This window comes from Plantactinospora mayteni (assembly GCF_016862935.1).
GTDB classification, from domain to species: Bacteria; Actinomycetota; Actinomycetes; order Mycobacteriales; family Micromonosporaceae; genus Plantactinospora; species Plantactinospora mayteni.
In genome coordinates this window covers 34,346-50,357 of the sequence record NZ_BONX01000007.1, presented here as the reverse complement: position 1 = coordinate 50,357, position 16,012 = coordinate 34,346, and the positions used below count along the sequence as shown (strand labels likewise).

17 protein-coding genes and 1 tRNA gene are annotated in these 16,012 nt (G+C 64.8%); 4 read left to right on the top strand and 14 right to left on the bottom strand.

The window, feature by feature from the left end:
• Positions 1 to 251: 251 nt before the first annotated feature.
• Positions 252 to 530 (bottom strand): RidA family protein, encoded by a 279-nt coding sequence (locus Pma05_RS05940; RefSeq protein WP_239311841.1) that lies wholly within the window; start codon positions 528 to 530, stop codon positions 252 to 254.
• A gap of 281 nt (positions 531 to 811) precedes the next feature.
• On the opposite strand from Pma05_RS05940, the gene Pma05_RS05935 reads away from it, so the two are divergent.
• Positions 812 to 895 (top strand) — tRNA-Leu (locus Pma05_RS05935).
• Here the strand turns inward: Pma05_RS05935 and Pma05_RS05930 are convergent.
• The 7 genes from Pma05_RS05930 to Pma05_RS05895 form a co-directional block, all read right to left on the bottom strand.
• A complete protein-coding gene (locus Pma05_RS05930; RefSeq protein ID WP_203856279.1) occupies positions 877 to 2,619 on the bottom strand; it encodes a recombinase family protein in 1,743 nt (580 codons plus the stop codon). The two genes, Pma05_RS05935 and Pma05_RS05930, sit on opposite strands and share 19 nt — an antisense overlap.
• A complete protein-coding gene (locus Pma05_RS05925; RefSeq protein WP_203856278.1) occupies positions 2,616 to 2,876 on the bottom strand; it encodes a hypothetical protein in 261 nt (86 codons plus the stop codon). The genes Pma05_RS05930 and Pma05_RS05925 overlap by 4 nt, the downstream gene beginning before the upstream one ends.
• A gap of 531 nt (positions 2,877 to 3,407) precedes the next feature.
• The gene (locus Pma05_RS42320) at positions 3,408 to 4,256 is read right to left on the bottom strand and encodes a hypothetical protein (protein ID WP_239311753.1); all 849 of its coding nucleotides are present in this window, start codon (positions 4,254 to 4,256) and stop codon (positions 3,408 to 3,410) included.
• Positions 4,235 to 4,813: a hypothetical protein gene (locus Pma05_RS05910; protein ID WP_203856558.1), complete on the bottom strand. Its 579-nt coding sequence runs from the start codon at positions 4,811 to 4,813 to the stop codon at positions 4,235 to 4,237. Before Pma05_RS05910 ends, Pma05_RS42320 begins: the two co-directional genes overlap by 22 nt.
• 99 nt (positions 4,814 to 4,912) lie before the next feature.
• On the bottom strand, positions 4,913 to 5,251 hold the full coding sequence (locus Pma05_RS05905; RefSeq protein ID WP_203856277.1) for a helix-turn-helix transcriptional regulator: 339 nt from the start codon (positions 5,249 to 5,251) through the stop codon (positions 4,913 to 4,915).
• A gap of 273 nt (positions 5,252 to 5,524) precedes the next feature.
• A complete protein-coding gene (locus tag Pma05_RS05900) occupies positions 5,525 to 6,244 on the bottom strand; it encodes a hypothetical protein (RefSeq protein WP_203856276.1) in 720 nt (239 codons plus the stop codon).
• A gap of 20 nt (positions 6,245 to 6,264) precedes the next feature.
• Entirely contained in the window at positions 6,265 to 7,266 is a 1,002-nt protein-coding gene (locus tag Pma05_RS05895; RefSeq protein WP_203856275.1) for a P-loop NTPase family protein, read from the bottom strand.
• A gap of 437 nt (positions 7,267 to 7,703) precedes the next feature.
• On the opposite strand from Pma05_RS05895, the gene Pma05_RS05890 reads away from it, so the two are divergent.
• Together Pma05_RS05890 and Pma05_RS05885 are read left to right on the top strand one after the other, a co-directional pair.
• The gene (locus tag Pma05_RS05890; RefSeq protein WP_203856274.1) at positions 7,704 to 8,951 is read left to right on the top strand and encodes a cytochrome P450; all 1,248 of its coding nucleotides are present in this window, start codon (positions 7,704 to 7,706) and stop codon (positions 8,949 to 8,951) included.
• 93 nt (positions 8,952 to 9,044) lie between these two features.
• Positions 9,045 to 9,434: a hypothetical protein gene (locus Pma05_RS05885; RefSeq protein WP_203856273.1), complete on the top strand. Its 390-nt coding sequence runs from the start codon at positions 9,045 to 9,047 to the stop codon at positions 9,432 to 9,434.
• A 180-nt stretch (positions 9,435 to 9,614) separates the two neighbouring features.
• Here the strand turns inward: Pma05_RS05885 and Pma05_RS05880 are convergent, their stop codons facing one another.
• The 5 genes from Pma05_RS05880 to Pma05_RS05860 form a co-directional block, all read right to left on the bottom strand.
• Positions 9,615 to 9,911, bottom strand: coding sequence for a hypothetical protein (locus tag Pma05_RS05880; RefSeq protein WP_203856272.1), 297 nt, complete (start codon positions 9,909 to 9,911; stop codon positions 9,615 to 9,617).
• A 30-nt stretch (positions 9,912 to 9,941) separates the two neighbouring features.
• Positions 9,942 to 11,066 (bottom strand): MAB_1171c family putative transporter, encoded by a 1,125-nt coding sequence (locus Pma05_RS05875; RefSeq protein ID WP_203856271.1) that lies wholly within the window; start codon positions 11,064 to 11,066, stop codon positions 9,942 to 9,944.
• Positions 11,067 to 11,077: 11 nt separating this feature from the next.
• On the bottom strand, positions 11,078 to 11,593 hold the full coding sequence (locus Pma05_RS05870) for an ImmA/IrrE family metallo-endopeptidase (protein WP_203856270.1): 516 nt from the start codon (positions 11,591 to 11,593) through the stop codon (positions 11,078 to 11,080).
• Complete coding sequence (locus Pma05_RS05865; RefSeq protein ID WP_203856269.1) at positions 11,593 to 12,042, bottom strand: helix-turn-helix domain-containing protein; 450 nt, start codon at positions 12,040 to 12,042, stop codon at positions 11,593 to 11,595. Before Pma05_RS05865 ends, Pma05_RS05870 begins: the two co-directional genes overlap by 1 nt.
• A gap of 1,137 nt (positions 12,043 to 13,179) precedes the next feature.
• Entirely contained in the window at positions 13,180 to 14,094 is a 915-nt protein-coding gene (locus Pma05_RS05860) for an outer membrane protein assembly factor BamB family protein (protein WP_203856268.1), read from the bottom strand.
• Between the two features lie 135 nt (positions 14,095 to 14,229).
• On the opposite strand from Pma05_RS05860, the gene Pma05_RS05855 reads away from it, so the two are divergent.
• On the top strand, positions 14,230 to 14,670 hold the full coding sequence (locus Pma05_RS05855; protein ID WP_239311749.1) for a winged helix-turn-helix domain-containing protein: 441 nt from the start codon (positions 14,230 to 14,232) through the stop codon (positions 14,668 to 14,670).
• Positions 14,671 to 14,725: 55 nt separating this feature from the next.
• Here the strand turns inward: Pma05_RS05855 and Pma05_RS05850 are convergent, their stop codons facing one another.
• Entirely contained in the window at positions 14,726 to 15,226 is a 501-nt protein-coding gene (locus Pma05_RS05850) for a helix-turn-helix domain-containing protein (RefSeq protein ID WP_203856267.1), read from the bottom strand.
• Positions 15,227 to 16,012: the final 786 nt, after the last annotated feature.

Genomic DNA, 16,012 nt, shown 5'->3' with positions numbered 1-16,012 from the left:
ATCCCGGCGCCCTCGTCCCGGTGGCCGATGTCGGCCGGCCGTCCATTGTGGTCCTGTCTGACGCCGGGCACGGCCGTTTGGGAGGGGTCGGCGGTGCCAGCCTGCCAGGGTTCAGGGTTCAGGGTTCAGGGTTCAGGGTTCAGGGTTCAGTAAATCCTATTTTCCCGATGGGTTAAAGGGCGTTCCGGTAGGGTCACCCCATCCGCACCGAAGGGATTCCAGCTCGGGATGGTCGTGCCGACCGGGGCGGGTCACGCCGGCAGGGCGGCGGTGACGTCGAGTTCGACCAACTGGCCAGGAAAGCCGAGCTGGGCCACCCCGAGCAGCGTGCTGGCGGTGGTGAACGCCGGGGCGAGCGGGGAGGCCCGGAAACGTCGCCAGACCTCGGCAAGCACGTCCCGGTCCGCGCTGACGACATAGATCACCGTACGGACCACGTGTTCCGGGCCAGCACCCGCCGAGCCGAGCGCGATCACGGTGTTCGCGACGACCTGATCCACCTGTGCACCGAAGTCGCCCGGACCGACCAGAACACCTCCGGCGTCAAGCGGACACTGCCCGCCAGATAGGCGGTACGCCCCGCCAGACGATCGTGACGTGATGGTAACCCGGAGTCACATGGAGGCCGTTAGGGTTGCTGGCGGGAGATCGTCATGGTGCCGATTCTGCGGGTAGAGCGTCCCCGGATGGCGCGGGGTATGCCGCCGTGCGTGATCCACCGGCGCCGTGTACAGTTGTCCCCCGTGCGGCGCCACGAGCGGCCAACAAGCGAGATCATCGCCTTGGCCGTCGGTACGGCGACGTATTGCAGGTCCGGGTGGCGGAATGGCAGACGCGCTAGCTTGAGGTGCTAGTGCCCGTATAGGGCGTGGGGGTTCAAGTCCCCCCTCGGACACGAACCGAATCCCAACGGTGCGTGGCAAGATCCACATCTGCCCGCACCGTTTTCGTGTCTGGGTCGTAGGTCAGACGCAGCCCGAGGCTGCGGTACACCTCCATCTTGTGTTCGGGTTCGGCGTCTCGCACAGCGGTGACGAGGTCGCCGAGTTCCTCGACGATGGCGATGATCTCTTCTTCGGTGAGGTGTCCGGTGGTGTCTGGAACCCCGACTGCGGTTACTGCCCGCTCCTGTTGCTCGGCGAGCTGCCGTTCGGCCTGGGTTTCGGCGATCCATCCGGCGACCACGGCTGGGTCCGCCCCCGCTTCCAGGGCCGCCCGGTAGCGGGCCAGCTTCGCGTCACAGTCGGCCACCGTCGGTCCCACCGGCGTTGCCGAAGCCACGGCGGGTGTATCGAGGGCGAGTTGGTCGAGGAGTTTGGCGATGGTGTGGCGGCGCTGCAGTGGTCCGAACTCCTGGACCAGCCAGGTGTCCAACGGAGTGATCAACGCCTCCTCACGCATGATCACGTTGCGCGGGTGGTCGACCTTGTTCGCAAGTGCGTACTCCTGCGGGAATCGGCATCGGTAGTAGGCGACGCCGTGGGAGTGCTGACCCTGCATCTTCCGCCCGCAAACGCCACACGAGACCAGGCTCTTGAAGACGTACGGGTGGCGGGATCGGTGCGCCCGCTTCGGCGCGGTAGCCGTACGAGCCCGCCTGGTCATCAACTGCTGGACACGCTCGAAGTCCGCCTCGTCGACCAGCGGATCATGAACGATGTCCTTGGAGACCAGCCACTGATCGCGGCCGTTCCACCTCATGACCGCGATGTGACCGAGGGCGACATCGTCAACATCGAGCAGCACCTCGTCGGTGCGCTGTTTGTTCCAGACCTGCCGGCCGGTGTACCGAGGGTTCGTCAAGATCACCCGGATCGCGGTCTTGGACCATGCCAGCCCGTCACGGTGGCGGTTGCGGGCCCGATCATGCGCGGACGGGCACGGGATATCGTCGCGGGTGAGCGCCTCCGCGATGGCGAACAGGCCATAGCCAGCCAGGTACATGGCGAAGATCCGCCGCACGACGGGTGCGGTCTGCGGGTCCGGGGTCAGCCCGTGCAGGCGCTTGCCCTCGGCCGCCTTGGCAGGGTTCGGGTGCGGGCCGAGGTCCTTGAGCATGTAGCCGTACGGCGGCCGACCACCGAGGTAACGGCCTTCCAGCACCGTTTGGGAAGCCATGGCAGTACGTACCCGAACCTTGACGCGGTTGCGTTCGCCCTTGCTCATCCCGCCGAAGACCGACATGATCAACTCGTGGGCTTCGTTGTCAGGGTCGAACGGTCCGCCGACCTCGGGCACCCATAGTTGGAGGCCGTAGTGGATGAACAGTGGCACGGTGAGGCCGAACTGGTTGCCGTAGAAGGCACGGTGCGGCTCGCCGATCACTACGGCGGTGAAGCCACGCTGCGGGTTACGCAGTGCGGCCAGTAGACGGGCCGCTTCGGGTCGGCGTTGCCACGGCAGTGCCCGGGTGTGTCCGATGTCGAAGAACTGTTCGACGATCACGCCACCGCGCGGCGCGATCAGGTTGGTGGCCAACTGAACTTGCCAGCCCCGCGACGACTCTGGGTCCTGGTTGTCCTCGGTGGACACACGGCCATAGAAGGCGAAGCTCAGCTTCGGTGCGTCGAAGCTGAGCTTCGCGAGGTTACGCCCCAGGCGTTCCGCGTCTATGGTCATGTTTCCTCCATGGGGTCGTTGGGAATTTCCTTGCGTTGACGGTGTACCGCGACAAGAAGGCGTAGGAGGGCGAGCGCAGCGGCCGGTCCGAATTCCGGTGGGTCCGGCGGAACGATCACGCGTAGTTCGCCCAGCGATGCCGTATCCGTGGTTCCCGAATCGCCATCGTAATTGTAGTCCGGGACGGGCTGATCCGGAAAATCCGGTTGAAATTCTGGCATAAGCATTCCCCCATTTAGTTGAAGTTGTCTGCGCACGGCATTTTAGGCTCGCGCCCATCGCGCAGCTCCCCTTTCTTTGGTAGGCGCGGCAGTCGACTCACTTCGCGGCAACACGGGCTGCGTCGCTTACGACTCACGCCAATCTCTTCTCTGCAAAACAGAACACTAAAGATTCCTCCAGTGGATGGTTGTTCTCGGCCGGACTGGGAAGACTCACCGCACACGACGGGCAGGCGGCGTGACCGGGGAGCGAAAACGACTAATGCGCCACGCGAATCCCCGCGTTCTTCGAGGCGACTAAGCGCCTGCTTTCAGCAGATCCAAGACCTTGTGGTGGCGGCCCCGCTGTACCGAACGAGAGATGCCCGCCAAGCACAGAGCGTGGCGGGCATTCATTCGATAATGATCTTTAGTTTGCTCTTCAGCTCACCGCCTCAAGCTTGAAGTTTCACGGTCCCAACTTTGGGTGTTGACCACTACTGTGCGGCGATTAATGTGACAAGTAGCTCGCCCAGCGTTTCCGCTCGGCGAGCTACTTTCGGGGCGTGAAGGTGGCGGGGTTTCCAGTTAGCCCGTAATGACTGGCAGGAACTCAGTCACTTCGATGGTGGCCTGGTCAGCGGTCGTCGCGGCCGGCTCGGTGCCGCTGAAGCCGCCACCGGCCCACGTTATGCGCCAAGTGACGACGGCACGGAGGGTGAACTTGCCACTGGGCGCCTCCCGCGACGTGGTCGTGTAGGTGTGGCCGCAGTCCGACTTCGACAGCGGTGACGCGCTCCCGGTCCAGGGGGTGCCGGGGCCGGGGCACACGGTGGAGCTGCCGTCTCCGGCGTACCAGGTGATCTTTGTCGGTTCCGCCCTCGCGGTGATGCTGATGCCCGGCAGTGACGCGGTGGCCGTGTGGGTCCTCCAGAGTCCGGGCTGGACCCACCACCACACCGGCACATGTACCACCTGAGGGTCGTCCAGACTGGGGTTCGAGGCGATGACGGGTCTGGGCATGGTGAGCTGCGACACGGCTCGCTGAGCGAGGATGGCCAGGGTGAGCGGCGGGTCGTCCAGAAAGACAGTGCCCTCGAAGTTCATGTTGCCGCTCGCTGGGTCGTAGCACAGCCTGATGTACCAATACTCGGACAGGAAGCCGCCGCTGTCCTTGCCGTAGTAGCATCCGTCGCTGCCGAGCCAACCCCACGCTTCGGAGTAGCAGGGAACGACTTCGCCGCCGAGCTTGCAGGTCAGCGACCCTCCGCCGTCGCTGCCACCACTGCCTGGATCGATGACTACGACTTGGCATTGTGGGTCGTTCGGAGTTAGGGCGCAGTTGACATCGCCGTACCCGTCCGCATAGGCCGCGGATGGAATGAGGACCATCACGATGGCTGCGACGGCGGCGGTTAGGAGCTTTCGAGCTTGCATGATCCCACCTCGTGCACCCCCAATCCTGTGACCTTCCAGGCACCGTCAACGCGTTCCAGGTCGGCGATGACGAGTCGGAGACCACCGGGGGTGTCCTTGTAGGGGTCGCCGTTTGCCTTGTATCGCTGGGTCCTGCTGGTGTCCATGCAGTCGCGCACCCGCGCCTTGGTCGGTGCGTCGGCAGGCTGGAATGATTCGACCTTTGGCTGGAAGATCGCCTCGCCTCGACCCCTCAGACCTTGCTGCCGCATCGACGTCAGGCCATCCCGAAGCCGCTTCAGCGCTGTTCCTGCGGTGTATCGGGGTAGCTCGGGATCGTCTGGGTTCGCAGTCTCACTGGCTTTGAGGAACGCGCGCTGCATGCCGAGGTACACGTCGAGGATCTGCTGTTGTGGTGTGGTCGTTGATGTGACGCTGGCGGTTGGGCTCGGCGCAGATGATGAGCTGGTGGCGCTGGGCAGGGTGATGGGCGGTTCTTCGGGGTCGGTGCAGGCCGTCAGTGTAGCTGCGACGGCGAGCAGGGCGGTCAGGGTGATCGTGCGGGTGGTGCGGTTCATGTGCCCTCCAGCGCCGCTTCTGTTCGTACCTCGGAATGTCGGTTCGCCGCTACTGTCACGTGTGCACGTACACGCTGGCAGTGACTGTCGGGGTTCGTGTCAGCCGGCGTCGTCATCCCGTTGGATACGACGATAGACGTCGATGACCGCTTGGTAGAGGCGGACCTGTAGCCGGCCCTCGTCGGTGATGGCATAGACCGGGACTAGGCGGTCGCCGTCGCGCATCTTGGACTTGCGGACGTGGTTGTCGTTGGCGAGGCGCCGGAGGCTGCGGCCGACGGCGTTGTCGTCTACGTGTCTGCCGTCGGTCTGGCGTTCCAACCGGCTGACCAGCTCTCGGAAGCGGTATGGCCGCTCGGCGATGGCGCTGAGCACGGCCGGGTCGTAGCGGAAGCGGAAAAGATCAGAAATTTCTAAGTAAACATCGACGTCTATCACAACTTTCCCCCGCGCACCTTCGACTGGCCCGACTGACACCTATCGAAAACACCCTCTCAGGTCTTGTCCCCGATCATGCGGCGGGGCACCAGCAAGCGACAGGTGACACTTGTTGACACCCCGCGACTCCCCCTCGGCTCCCACGCGAAGCACGGCGAGGACGCATTGCATTTCATGAGCGCCGACGAGGTAGCGCCCTTTCCGCCCTACGGCGCAATCGGTTATGTGCACCCGAGTACGACCTGGTCCCGCTGATCTCATCGGCACACCTATTCAGACGCGGAGGTAATCCAGCGTTTGGCGAGCAACCTCCGCGAGCGCTCGCGTGATACCACTATCTACGGGCGGCATCTGCCGTTGCAGTGACACCCAGACGAGCCTCAGATAGAGGTTTCCGTCATACGTCGCCACCGCTGGCCCATCAGCCTTCTCGACGTAGGCGTAGGCGGCGGTGCCGAGTCCAGCCACCGGCGTCAGGACAACCTCCTCGGAATGTGCGCGCCGGAGATTCTCGTATACGTCTTCGGCGCTGCTGTTCTCAAAGATCGTTATCTCGGCCATCGCCACACCGTGGTTCCCGCCTTCGCCGAGGGCGACACTGCATCTCATCGTCGCCACGGAGCCCGACGAGGTGCTGCTCTCTTGAGAGTCGGTGCCCAACCTGCCGACCTCCGCCGCGATCGGAGCCCACCCCACTGCCGCACAGGGCCGGTCCACGGCCCTGTAGGTGCCACGGGTCGAGCCGGGCGAGACCGAGATCCCCGCCGCACCGGGATCCGGTTGCAGGTCGGAGGTTTCCACCAGCGGCGACCCCTCTCGGCGGTCTGCCGGCCAGTAGAGGATCGCGGTGGCGAGTACGGAGCCGATCGCGATTGCCGCCACCAGAGCGACAACCGTGAGAGGAGACCGCCGCCGTTGGTGCGTCAACTCCTGGAGCACATCCTGACCACGACTGGCGGAGGACGTGCCGTCGTTATCTACGAGGTACGACATTGCCCGGTCTCCTTGTCTGCTCAAGCCTCTAGCGCCGACGTGCCCGACATCTGGACCTTTTTCTCTGTGCCTGTAACCCCCCGAACGGATGGGCATCTGGTCACGATCTCGGCGGCCAAGTTGACTACCGCCCGGCGAGCTGCCGCGCCGAGCTGCCGTACATCGATTGGTTCGGGCCTTGCCAGTACGGGGTCCCAGGGCACGGTGACGACGCCATGCACGGCGTCGGTGGCTTGTTGCTCGGCGAACCGCAGCTCTCGCGGGTTGTGCGGTCTACCAGCGACCAGGGTGAGGATGACCTCGTCGGCTAACGCGCTGGAGACCTGACGGAGCTGTGTCAGCAGGCGGAGTGTGTGTTGGACGCTTTCGCGCGTCGCCCGAGACACGAGGACGGGAACGGTGCAACCCACGAACGGGGACCACATACCGCGGACCTCGACTTGTGGAAGATCGAGAAGGGCGATCGAGTAGACCTGGCGGATCCGCTCGACCAGGGCATACGTTTCGTGCAGCATCGGGGCACGTCGCGCGCCCCCGGCCGCCGCATTCTCCGCCGCCAGCGCGTGTAGACCAGTGGGGCCCTGCTGCACGAATCGCTCAACGGACTGCCTGTCGATGAGGGAGTCTGCGTTGTCCACGGCATCCCAAACGCTGCGCGCGACGGTGGAGACCCGGACCCCGAGTCCGCCCCAGTTACGACCGGTGGCGTCGATGGCTATAACGGGATCGGGACAGGCGAGCGCCAAGACCCCGCCCACAGCTGCGGTAATGGCCGAACGACCAACGCCACCGTCGGCTGACCCGACGCCGACTACGGCGCACGGCGGGCTAAGCCACGCGGCGCGCAACCACAGCACATCGGCACCATCGGATCGGAAGCGCCTCGGCACCGGCGGCATCGGCAGCCCTCCCTCGACGTGGCTTGTCTGATCACCCGAACTGGCGTCGTCGACCGAACCGCAGACGTCGAGGGACGACCGGAGCTCGTCGGACACGTCACCGTTTTCGGCCACAACAGCCACCTCCGGAACTCGTCATTCCTCTGCCGCATCAAGCGAGATATGAGCCGTGTCGGGTGTCGGGAGCAGACACCCGACACGGCTGCGATTCCCGCGCGCACGGTCCCCCTCACAGAGATCACTTTCGACCCCATCGTGCGTCTCGCAGGTCTCACCCTTCGCAATCTGCCCCGCCCCGTATGCCGATGGCTAGATGCCGGCTGGTGCCTAGATGTTTCGGCATGTGCCGCATGGTGCCGCGTCGTGCTTACCGTTTGCCCTGATCGAAAGCGTCGAGGCTGATTGCGCGTAACACGGCGGCACCTAGTCGTAGCCGGCCTTTCCCGCTACGTTCCTCAACGTAGGCGGCGCCGAAGTCGGGCCAATAGAGCTCATCGGTTTCCGTCTTTAAGCGGCGGATGTCATTCGCCCTCAACAATCACTTCCAGCGGAGACCCAGCATGCAGTTACGGCCTTTTACCGGCACCTATCTAACCGACCCGGGCGTCGTCTGGCGCGAGCTGCTGCACGCCCCGGCGGACGTGCACTTCGCCGACGATCTCGGCCTGTGGTTGATCAGCCGGCACGAGCACGTGCGCCGGGCATTCGCGAACGCGGAGGCTTTCAGCAGCGCGCTCACCCTGGCCCCGGTCTACGAGATGTGCCCGGAGGCGCTGGCCGTCGTCGCGCGCCTGGACGTGCCGCCGACCACGGCGGCGGCGGATTCACCGGTACACGTCCGGACCCGGGGGGCGCTGCGGGCCATCTTCGCCAACACCGCTCCCCGGGTGGCCGACGAGTACGGCCCGATCGTGCACCGTCGCGTGGCGGAGCTGGTAGCCCGGATCGCCGACCGACCGGGCGGGACGGTCGATCTGATGCCGGAGTTCGCCACGCTGCTGCCACTGCTGGTGGTGGTGGACATCCTCGGCGTGCCAGAGCGGGACGTGCCGCGCATCCGGAGCTGGGCCGACGAGCAGATCGCGTTGATCTGGGGCCAGCCCGATCCGTCCGAGCAGGTCCGCCTGGCCCAGGGACTACTGGACTTCTGGCACTACTGCCAGGCGCTCGTTGCGCGGCGGACCGCCGAGGGCGCTACCGGCGACGACTTCGTCAGCCGGGCACTGCGCCACCGCGCTGGCGACAACACCGTGCTGAGCACCGCCGAGGTGGCGAGCATGGCGTTCAACCTCCTCGTGGCCGGGCACGAGACCACCGCCGGGCTACTCGCGCACGGCCTGGACCGGGCGTTGTCCGAGCCAGGACGCTGGGCGCGCATCGCCGCCAACCCCGACGAGGTACCGGCCTATCTAGATGAGGTGCTGCGGTTCGGGCCGGCGATCGACGGTTGGCTACGGGTCACCCGCCTGCCGGTGACCATCGGCGGGGTGACCATCCCGGCCGGCGCCCGGTGCCTGTTGCTAATCGGGGCGGCCAACCGGGATCCAGCTGCCTTCGCCGATCCGGACCGCTTCAACCCGGCGCGTACCGCACGCCGGGGCCACCTCTCCTTCGGGTACGGGCCACATTTCTGCATCGGCGCCGCCCTGGCCCGACTGGAAGCCCGGGTCGCCCTGGTGCGACTCGCCGAGGCGATGCCCGAGCTCCGACTCGCTCCCGGCCACCAGTCGCGGTTCAAGCCCAATCTGGCCTTCCGGTCGCACCGAACGCTCCTTGTCACCAAACCGCGCTCAAGCCAGCGCACCTGATCTCCGCCATCAGGCGGACCAGCAACGACTGCGGAAGGAGGTGGTCGGTACGCGCCCACACACCAAACGACAGCGAGAAGAAACAGGAATCGCATGAAGGGGGGAAACAACATGCGCAAAAGGATCCTCGCGAGCGCAGCCGCGCTCCTCATCACACTCAGCGGCGCTCTCATCGCCACCGGCACTCCAGCCCAGGCCGCCAGCGCCGAATGTAGCGCGCCGTTCTGGTCTCTGGGTACTCGTGGCTGCACCACCGGCACAATCTCGGCACACCCCAGTGGGCGCTACATCGACGTCACCTACTGGGGCTGCCGTGATACGCGCTGGAAGGTGTGGGACACCGGCACCGGCGTGACCGTTGCCAGCGGGAGAACCCCATCGGGGGGGCACATGACCAGGCGAATCGGCGGCCTTTACGGCAGCTACAAGGCACAGATCTCGATGGCCTGCTGGAAAGACCGGATCAGGATCGACAACACCTGACATCCGAATCCGCGTGGAGGGAACGTGGATGCCACCCGCACGGCGGCGGATCCGGAGTCGTTGACTTCTGATTCGACATCCATCCTGTAACAAGGAGAGCGTGGCGGACGCGCCTACCCGGGGAATAGGAAGACGCGTCCGCCACGCATGGAGTTGCCTGGTAACACCTTCGATGAAGGGCTACAACTGTTCGTCCCGCAGGACGTCGAGGTCGATGAACCGTGGGCCGTCGGTGCACAGCGGGACGAACGCTTCATGCGTGGCCTGCGTCTGCGGCAGGTTGGAGTTGATGGCAGCATCCTCGACAGAGTCGAATTCAATGATCTCCATGTAGTGGGTGGGATCATGGCGGTCGCGGCATACCCGGGTGCGGCGGGCTGTGCGAATTCCCGTTGTTGCGTTGATCCAGTCGGTGAGCACCTGGTCGACATCGTCGGGGCGGTCGGTGCGGTAGTCGATGATCTGGATGAAAGCCACGAGCTTCCTTCCGCTACTGGTACGTCGGGGTTATCGGGATGTGGGTTGCAACTCGCGCAGGTAGTCCCGTACGAGAGGTGAGCCGTATAGCTGCGCCACCTGCAGCAGATGGCCGACTTCGTCGTCGAGGTCATCGCCGGTCGGCCCGGCAAGGTTGTGAATCTGTGCCTGGGGTTGCTCGCCGCTGTCCTTGGCGGCCTTTGCCGCCGTTAGCCAGCAGGCCATGACCGCAGCCTGTGCCTGCGTTCCGGTCAGGCCGCTGGCCCGCACGTGCCGGTCGGCCACCTGCAGGGCTCGCTCGGTGACGTAACTGCGCAGCACCAGTAGGGCGTCCCGGATCTCGACGATGCGACGGTAGAGCCCGAACCTTGCTCGTCCGGGCATGGCCACACCCGTCGACGCCGGGCTGAACACGACATCGGGTACGGCGGCGACGAGGTCACGCCACAGCGGTTCGAGCCGGCGCATGGCGGTGCGGTAGGTCAAACCATGGTGTAGGGATACCAGCAGCGGAGGCGCCGCAGCCACGGCGAAAGACAGCCCCGTTACGGCGTCGATGGGTCCGATGGGGTCGAGCCACGCCGTCTCACCGGTTAGCAGCCAGCCGAGGTTGAGCGCCCACGGGATACATAGCAGCAGCATGCCTACGCCCAGCGCAACCAGGCTCAGTCGCATCGCAGTGTGGGCCCGCCGGGCGGCATACGCGCACAGTGGCAGGGCGGCGAGGTGCGCGAGCGTGTGGAAGATCGACAGGAGATGCCAGTAGGACAGCGGCACCTCCGGGGGGACGTCGACCGTCGGGGCGGCCGGCTCCGCACTGGCGTATATGGCGATCATCGTGGCGGCCACAGCGACGCCTGACCCGATGGCCAGCAGACGGTAGCGGGGCCGTTTGGTCATCGCCGTGAGCAGGTACAGCACGCCAGTGGCCTCGACCACGCTGACCAGATGGACGCCGATGAAGACCACGTGTCCGTTGATCATGTCGTACAGCGGGGCCTGGGTTTCGGGCCGGTAGAGTGTGATCTCTGCGGCGACGAGGGCGAGGACCACCCACAGGACTCGCCGCTGGCGATTACGTACTGCGGGCGCGATCAGCAGCACGGTGGCCACCCACAGGCAGATGAGACCGGCCTCCTTGATGAGGGTCATCATGCGCGGACTCCTTAGCGGCGGCCCCGATAGCCGAGTGCGCGCTCCAGATTGGCCAGGACGCCGTTCGAGGGTGATGAAGTGGAGTGGCTGCCAACCTTCTCCAGCAGAAGTGTGGCCGTCATTTCGGCCTCTTGCTCTTCTCGTGTGGAGTAGCACGTGCGAGAAGAAAAACGCTTAACGATGTCTGGGTCAAGTGAGTTGGCAGAGGAGTGCAACACGGCATTGTCCAGGAGTATTCGGTCATTGTGGTCGAACAGGATATGACCGATCTCATGAAATATGATGTGGCGCTGATGGAGCGGGCTGGTTTGGCCGTCGTAGAAGATGTGGTCCTCCTGGTCGGTGGCGAGCCACATGCCACTGGGGAGCCCGGGGGTGGTTGGCTGGGGCAGGGCGTGAAAGTTCAAGGGTCGCGCGCGGTGCTTTGCCAGGGCGAGCCGAAGCGCGTCCACGTCGAACGGCTGTGGGAGCGGGATGCGCTCAATAATTCGTTCGCACCGCCGCCGCAGATGGACCTTGTTCCTCACTATTCCTCCCCTGCCACCTCGTTGTCAGGCGCCGGGAGCCCTTCGGCCCTCCGTGCCGTGTCGATTGCCTGCAGGATGAACCGCCTCGAAGCCTCGGACAGCGGGGCTGCCCTCATTGCGATCCGGGTGACCCCATGTCGTCGCAGCTGCACGAGTAGTTCGAGCTGCTCGTCGATGCTTCGTACCTCGTCGTCGTCGGCGAGCAGATAGCTGGTCGGCACGCCGAAGAAGTCAGCAAGTGCGTGCAGCACGTTGACTGTTGGGTTGGCGCGGATGCCGGTGCGCAGCATCTGAATGTATTGCGGGCTGCGGTCGATGCCGTACCGATCGCGCAATGCGGTCGAGACGGCCTGCAGACTGTAGAGGCGTCCATCGGCGTCGGTCACCGTGCTGAAGAGGCGGTCCAGTCGGCGCGCGATGATGTTGTCGGGGCCCTCGTTGGCGACCACACGACTCCTCGATCTGCTCTTGGCTCACCACTGTCGGCGTTGATCAATAGCCGCGGCGACGGGCTCAGTTGATTGCAGTACGCCCAGCATCAACTACGTCCCCGTGACCGTCAAGAGTGCTGGAGCAACGGATGGTGATCGGGTCTGCGGCGACGGCGAGCTTTCTGCGGAGAGTCGGGTAGTGGCGGGCTCCACGGCGGCACATCCGCAGCAGCATTGACCACGGATGATGTGTCGATCTGTGGTGCCCCTTGGCGACTGGAATGGCATGGAGGAGGTGCTGCTCCCGGATTGCTTGATCAATGGCGGCCTCAGCTTTGGTCACTGAATGGGATCCGGGCAAAACGGCAAAAACGCCCAGTCGATGGATACTGTCGCGAAAGGGGGTGCCGAGAGGGCAACGTGAGGGCGTAGAGTTGCGCAAGGTCTGCTCTGGTTCAACTGGCAGTTGAGACGCGGGGGATCTTGCATCTGAATCGACAGCCTGTCTGGCTGGCCGGGCAGGCCATCCTGGAGAGGATCGCCGATGAACTACCCGACACGTCGACGCAGCCCACGGCTGCGCCTGTGGGGGCTCAGTCTGCAACGGGCCCGTCTGCGTCGCCAGGATGGGCAGGTTGTGGCACCGCCTGGTCGGTGGGTTACGGTGCGCGATGTCGCCTCTCGCGAAGATGCAGTCGTCCAACCGCTTCAGCCAGAAGGCACGGTACTGCCCTACCAGGTCCTGTTTCCGACTCTCGACCCGGCCATGGTCGACAGGGTTTTGGGCTTGGGTGATGACGAAGGCGACAGCGCCCGACGACACCAGGCATAGACGCTCGCGGGTGGGCCTCTGCGCGTCGCCGAACGAACCCTGTCTTCCACGCCTCGCCTTGACGTCGACGTACTCGACGCCCGCGGAGTGATCGACTTCCCCTGTAGTCCCGCAAGGGCTCCGCCGAGCGGATCGCCAAGAGACTCCGGTGCGCTCGACCGCCTGATCGGAAAACACCCCAGCGAGGTGGGGTTTGGGGCGTACGGAATCGTCCCGAGCCAACTGAGAAATTGTCAAGACTTGTGGACGGATGAAGAGTGTCGAGTTTGCCGGCTGGTGTGTCGGCGTCGGTGGTTTCGGTGGTCGTGGATGAGCGAGGGTGGTCAGCCAAGTGCGTGGATCGCCCTGGACGTGCGTAGGTAGAGCGAATTGTCACTGATTGTGAGTGGGGAATCGACTTCCCGGTAATCATCGGCCTCGGGGTTGATCGGTTCGCCGCTGTCGAAGCTCCACCGCATGGCGCCCGTGATGGCGTCGAGGGTGAGAACCTTGCCGGTTTCGGCAGCGACGTGGACCAGACCACCGGCGAGTACTGGAGATCCGCATAGGGTCGGTACCGGCGTGCGCCAGATCGGCTCGCGGGTGGCGATGTTGATCGCGAGCAGGTGTCCAGCGCCCTCGTTGCGTTCCTCGATGAACAACGTCCCGTTGCTGATCGCGGCGGATCCGCCTGGGGCGCCGTCAAGTTGATATCGCCAGCGTTCCTGACCGGTGGCGGTGTCGAAACCGATGACAGCACAGTACTCACGGCAGGCGCGGGATACCCAGACCAGACCGTTGCAGACGACTGGGTGAAACGGCGCCGGTGGCTCCCAGTTCTCCCACTGATCGTCGTCGACGTCGTCCTGGTTGAATCCCCACCGTCGCGCGCCGTCGAGCAATTCCAGGGCGTTGAGTCCACCGTTGTTGCGCTGAGCTTCGAAGCCCTCGGTGAAGAACACCATGTCGTCGTAGATGGCTGGCGGTGCGGTGAGCACACCGAAGTCGTCCACTCTGCGCCACAGCTCGCTCCGCTCGGATAGCTCCACCGCGCGCAGACCCGGGGCGTCGATGGCGAGGCAGAGGTCATCGACGACAACTGGGCACGAGCCCGCGCCGGCGTTCCACACCTGCCGGCCGGTGCCACGATCGTGTGCCACAACCACGCTCTCGCTCAGTTCGTAGTCCTCCCCGGGGTTCTCCACATCGTCGGTGCCGAACAGAACGAAATCACCGACAACGGCCGCTGGCGAGGTCACACCAACGGTGACTACAGAGGTTGAAAGGCTGACGTCCTGTGGTGTGCCTATGTGATCGAGGTCGATGTTCTGGGTAGGCCAGGGAGATGAGGTATCCGGCTGGTGGTGGCATGAACGCGGCAGCCCGGGCCAAGCGTGAGACGGTTCGGATGCAGGCCGCGAGCATGTTCGAAGCGTCCAAACCGACCACGCAGATCGCTTCCGAGCTGCGGGTTTCTGAGAAATCTGTCCCGTGAGTGGCGCCGTCGATGGGCATCTGGGGGCGCGGACGCACTGGCGTCGGCCGGGCCAGGCGGCTCGGACTGCAAACTCTCCGATGAGCAGCAGAAACAACTCGCGCGGTTGCTCGACGAGGGTCCGCTTGCCCTCGGCTGGTCCGACGCCCGTTGGACCCTGGCCCGGGTGGCCGAGGTGATCGAGCGCCGTTTCGAGGTCTCCTACACCCTGCGCGGGGTGTCGTACCTGTTGCACCGACTCGGCTACAGCCAGCAGGTCCCGACCCGCCGGGCGATCGAACGTGACCCCGAGGCGATGGCCAGTTGGCACCGTCGGCGGTGGCCGTCGGTAAGAGGTTAGCGGCGGCCCGCAGAGCCTGGATCTGCTTCGAGGACGAGGCCGGCCGACGCAGGGTCTACGGTGGACTGTTGCCTACTCCGGCAGGAGCTGAGGCGCGGTGAGGACCGGTCGCGGAGCGCTCGATGGCGATCAGGTGGTCAATGATTCCTGCGACCAGCTCCAGAGACGCAGGCGAGAGACATCCGACAGCACGGACGATCTCGTTAACCCTTGGATCCTTGAGTGCCTGCTGAACCTCGTTCAGCTCTTTGATCTGCGCCAACCGCTCAAGATCGCTGGTGACCTGCAGGGCGGTTTGATCATCGAAGAAGTACCCAGGCGGCACGCCGAAAAAGCGGGCAAGCCCGTCCATGACCTTCATGGAGGGGTTATCGCGTTGCCCCGTTCGTAGCATGTGCACGTATCGGCTCGAAATCGTCCGTGCATCATCAGCGGAGGCGAGCGCAGCGGCTACCTCAGCCTCCGTGTAGGGGCCCCGCCCTGCGGGCACCACGCTCGCGAAGAGCCGGTTCAGTCTGTCGGCAAAGGTTTCCTGCTGCCCGGTGGTGGTCGCCACGGCGGCCCTCCCTCTCGGCTCTGGACTATTGTTCCATCGCAACCACGGTGCGAACAATAGTTGACAACACAGCGTGATCTTGCTTCACTCGGAGCGAGAGTGATTCACGTAGATTCACGTAAGCGAGGCGCCAACCCTGTGCGGACAGAGTCGGCGCACTGGCGGGCGCTCATCTGTCCGCGCGCGGGGGGCGTGCGGCCGGCGTTCTTGCTGGAAGATCACTTTGTCTCTGTCGGGGAGAAATCGTGGCCAGAACGCGGGCAGCATCGCCAACCACGTCGAGTCCGTGTGCTGACAAAGGAAGACGGCGCGACGCCCTAGCCAAACTGGCCAATCTGGACTCAGACAAACAGGGCACTGCTGCTCGGATTGGATGCACGCGCCCGGTAGCCGTCATTCAGTCCTCAGAGCACCAGTGCCCGGGGGACGCTACGAGCTCAATGACAGTCGGTGGCCAGGTCGCCCTCGCGGCGATCTGCCGTGTCAGAGAGTCGACCCGACCATGAGGCGAGTTCCTGGGCGATCCCGACCGTTGCAATCACGTTATCGCCCGCTGGCGGCACTCGGGGTGCGCTTCCAGGGGGCGGCCGGATACTTATTGATCTTCTTTGGGGGCGGCTAGGCCGGGGGGGTATGTTCATGACTTCATTCTCGACAGGGGGCAGATCCATGACGCCGGGCGCAGTAATTCGGCGAGCCCGGAAACAGCGAGGGTGGACCCAGTATCGACTCGCGTACGAGATGGCACGTGTCGCCAAGGCGTATGCACTTGAGCCTGCCAGCATT

Coding starts and splice junctions, on each gene's coding strand:
- Pma05_RS05930 (WP_203856279.1), bottom strand. CDS start 2,619: ATGACCATAGACGCGGAACGCCTGGGGCGTAACCTCGCGAAGCTCAGC.
- Pma05_RS42320 (WP_239311753.1), bottom strand. CDS start 4,256: ATGCAAGCTCGAAAGCTCCTAACCGCCGCCGTCGCAGCCATCGTGATG.
- Pma05_RS05910 (WP_203856558.1), bottom strand. CDS start 4,813: ATGAACCGCACCACCCGCACGATCACCCTGACCGCCCTGCTCGCCGTC.
- Pma05_RS05900 (WP_203856276.1), bottom strand. CDS start 6,244: ATGTCGTACCTCGTAGATAACGACGGCACGTCCTCCGCCAGTCGTGGT.
- Pma05_RS05890 (WP_203856274.1), top strand. CDS start 7,704: ATGCAGTTACGGCCTTTTACCGGCACCTATCTAACCGACCCGGGCGTC.
- Pma05_RS05885 (WP_203856273.1), top strand. CDS start 9,045: ATGAAGGGGGGAAACAACATGCGCAAAAGGATCCTCGCGAGCGCAGCC.
- Pma05_RS05875 (WP_203856271.1), bottom strand. CDS start 11,066: ATGATGACCCTCATCAAGGAGGCCGGTCTCATCTGCCTGTGGGTGGCC.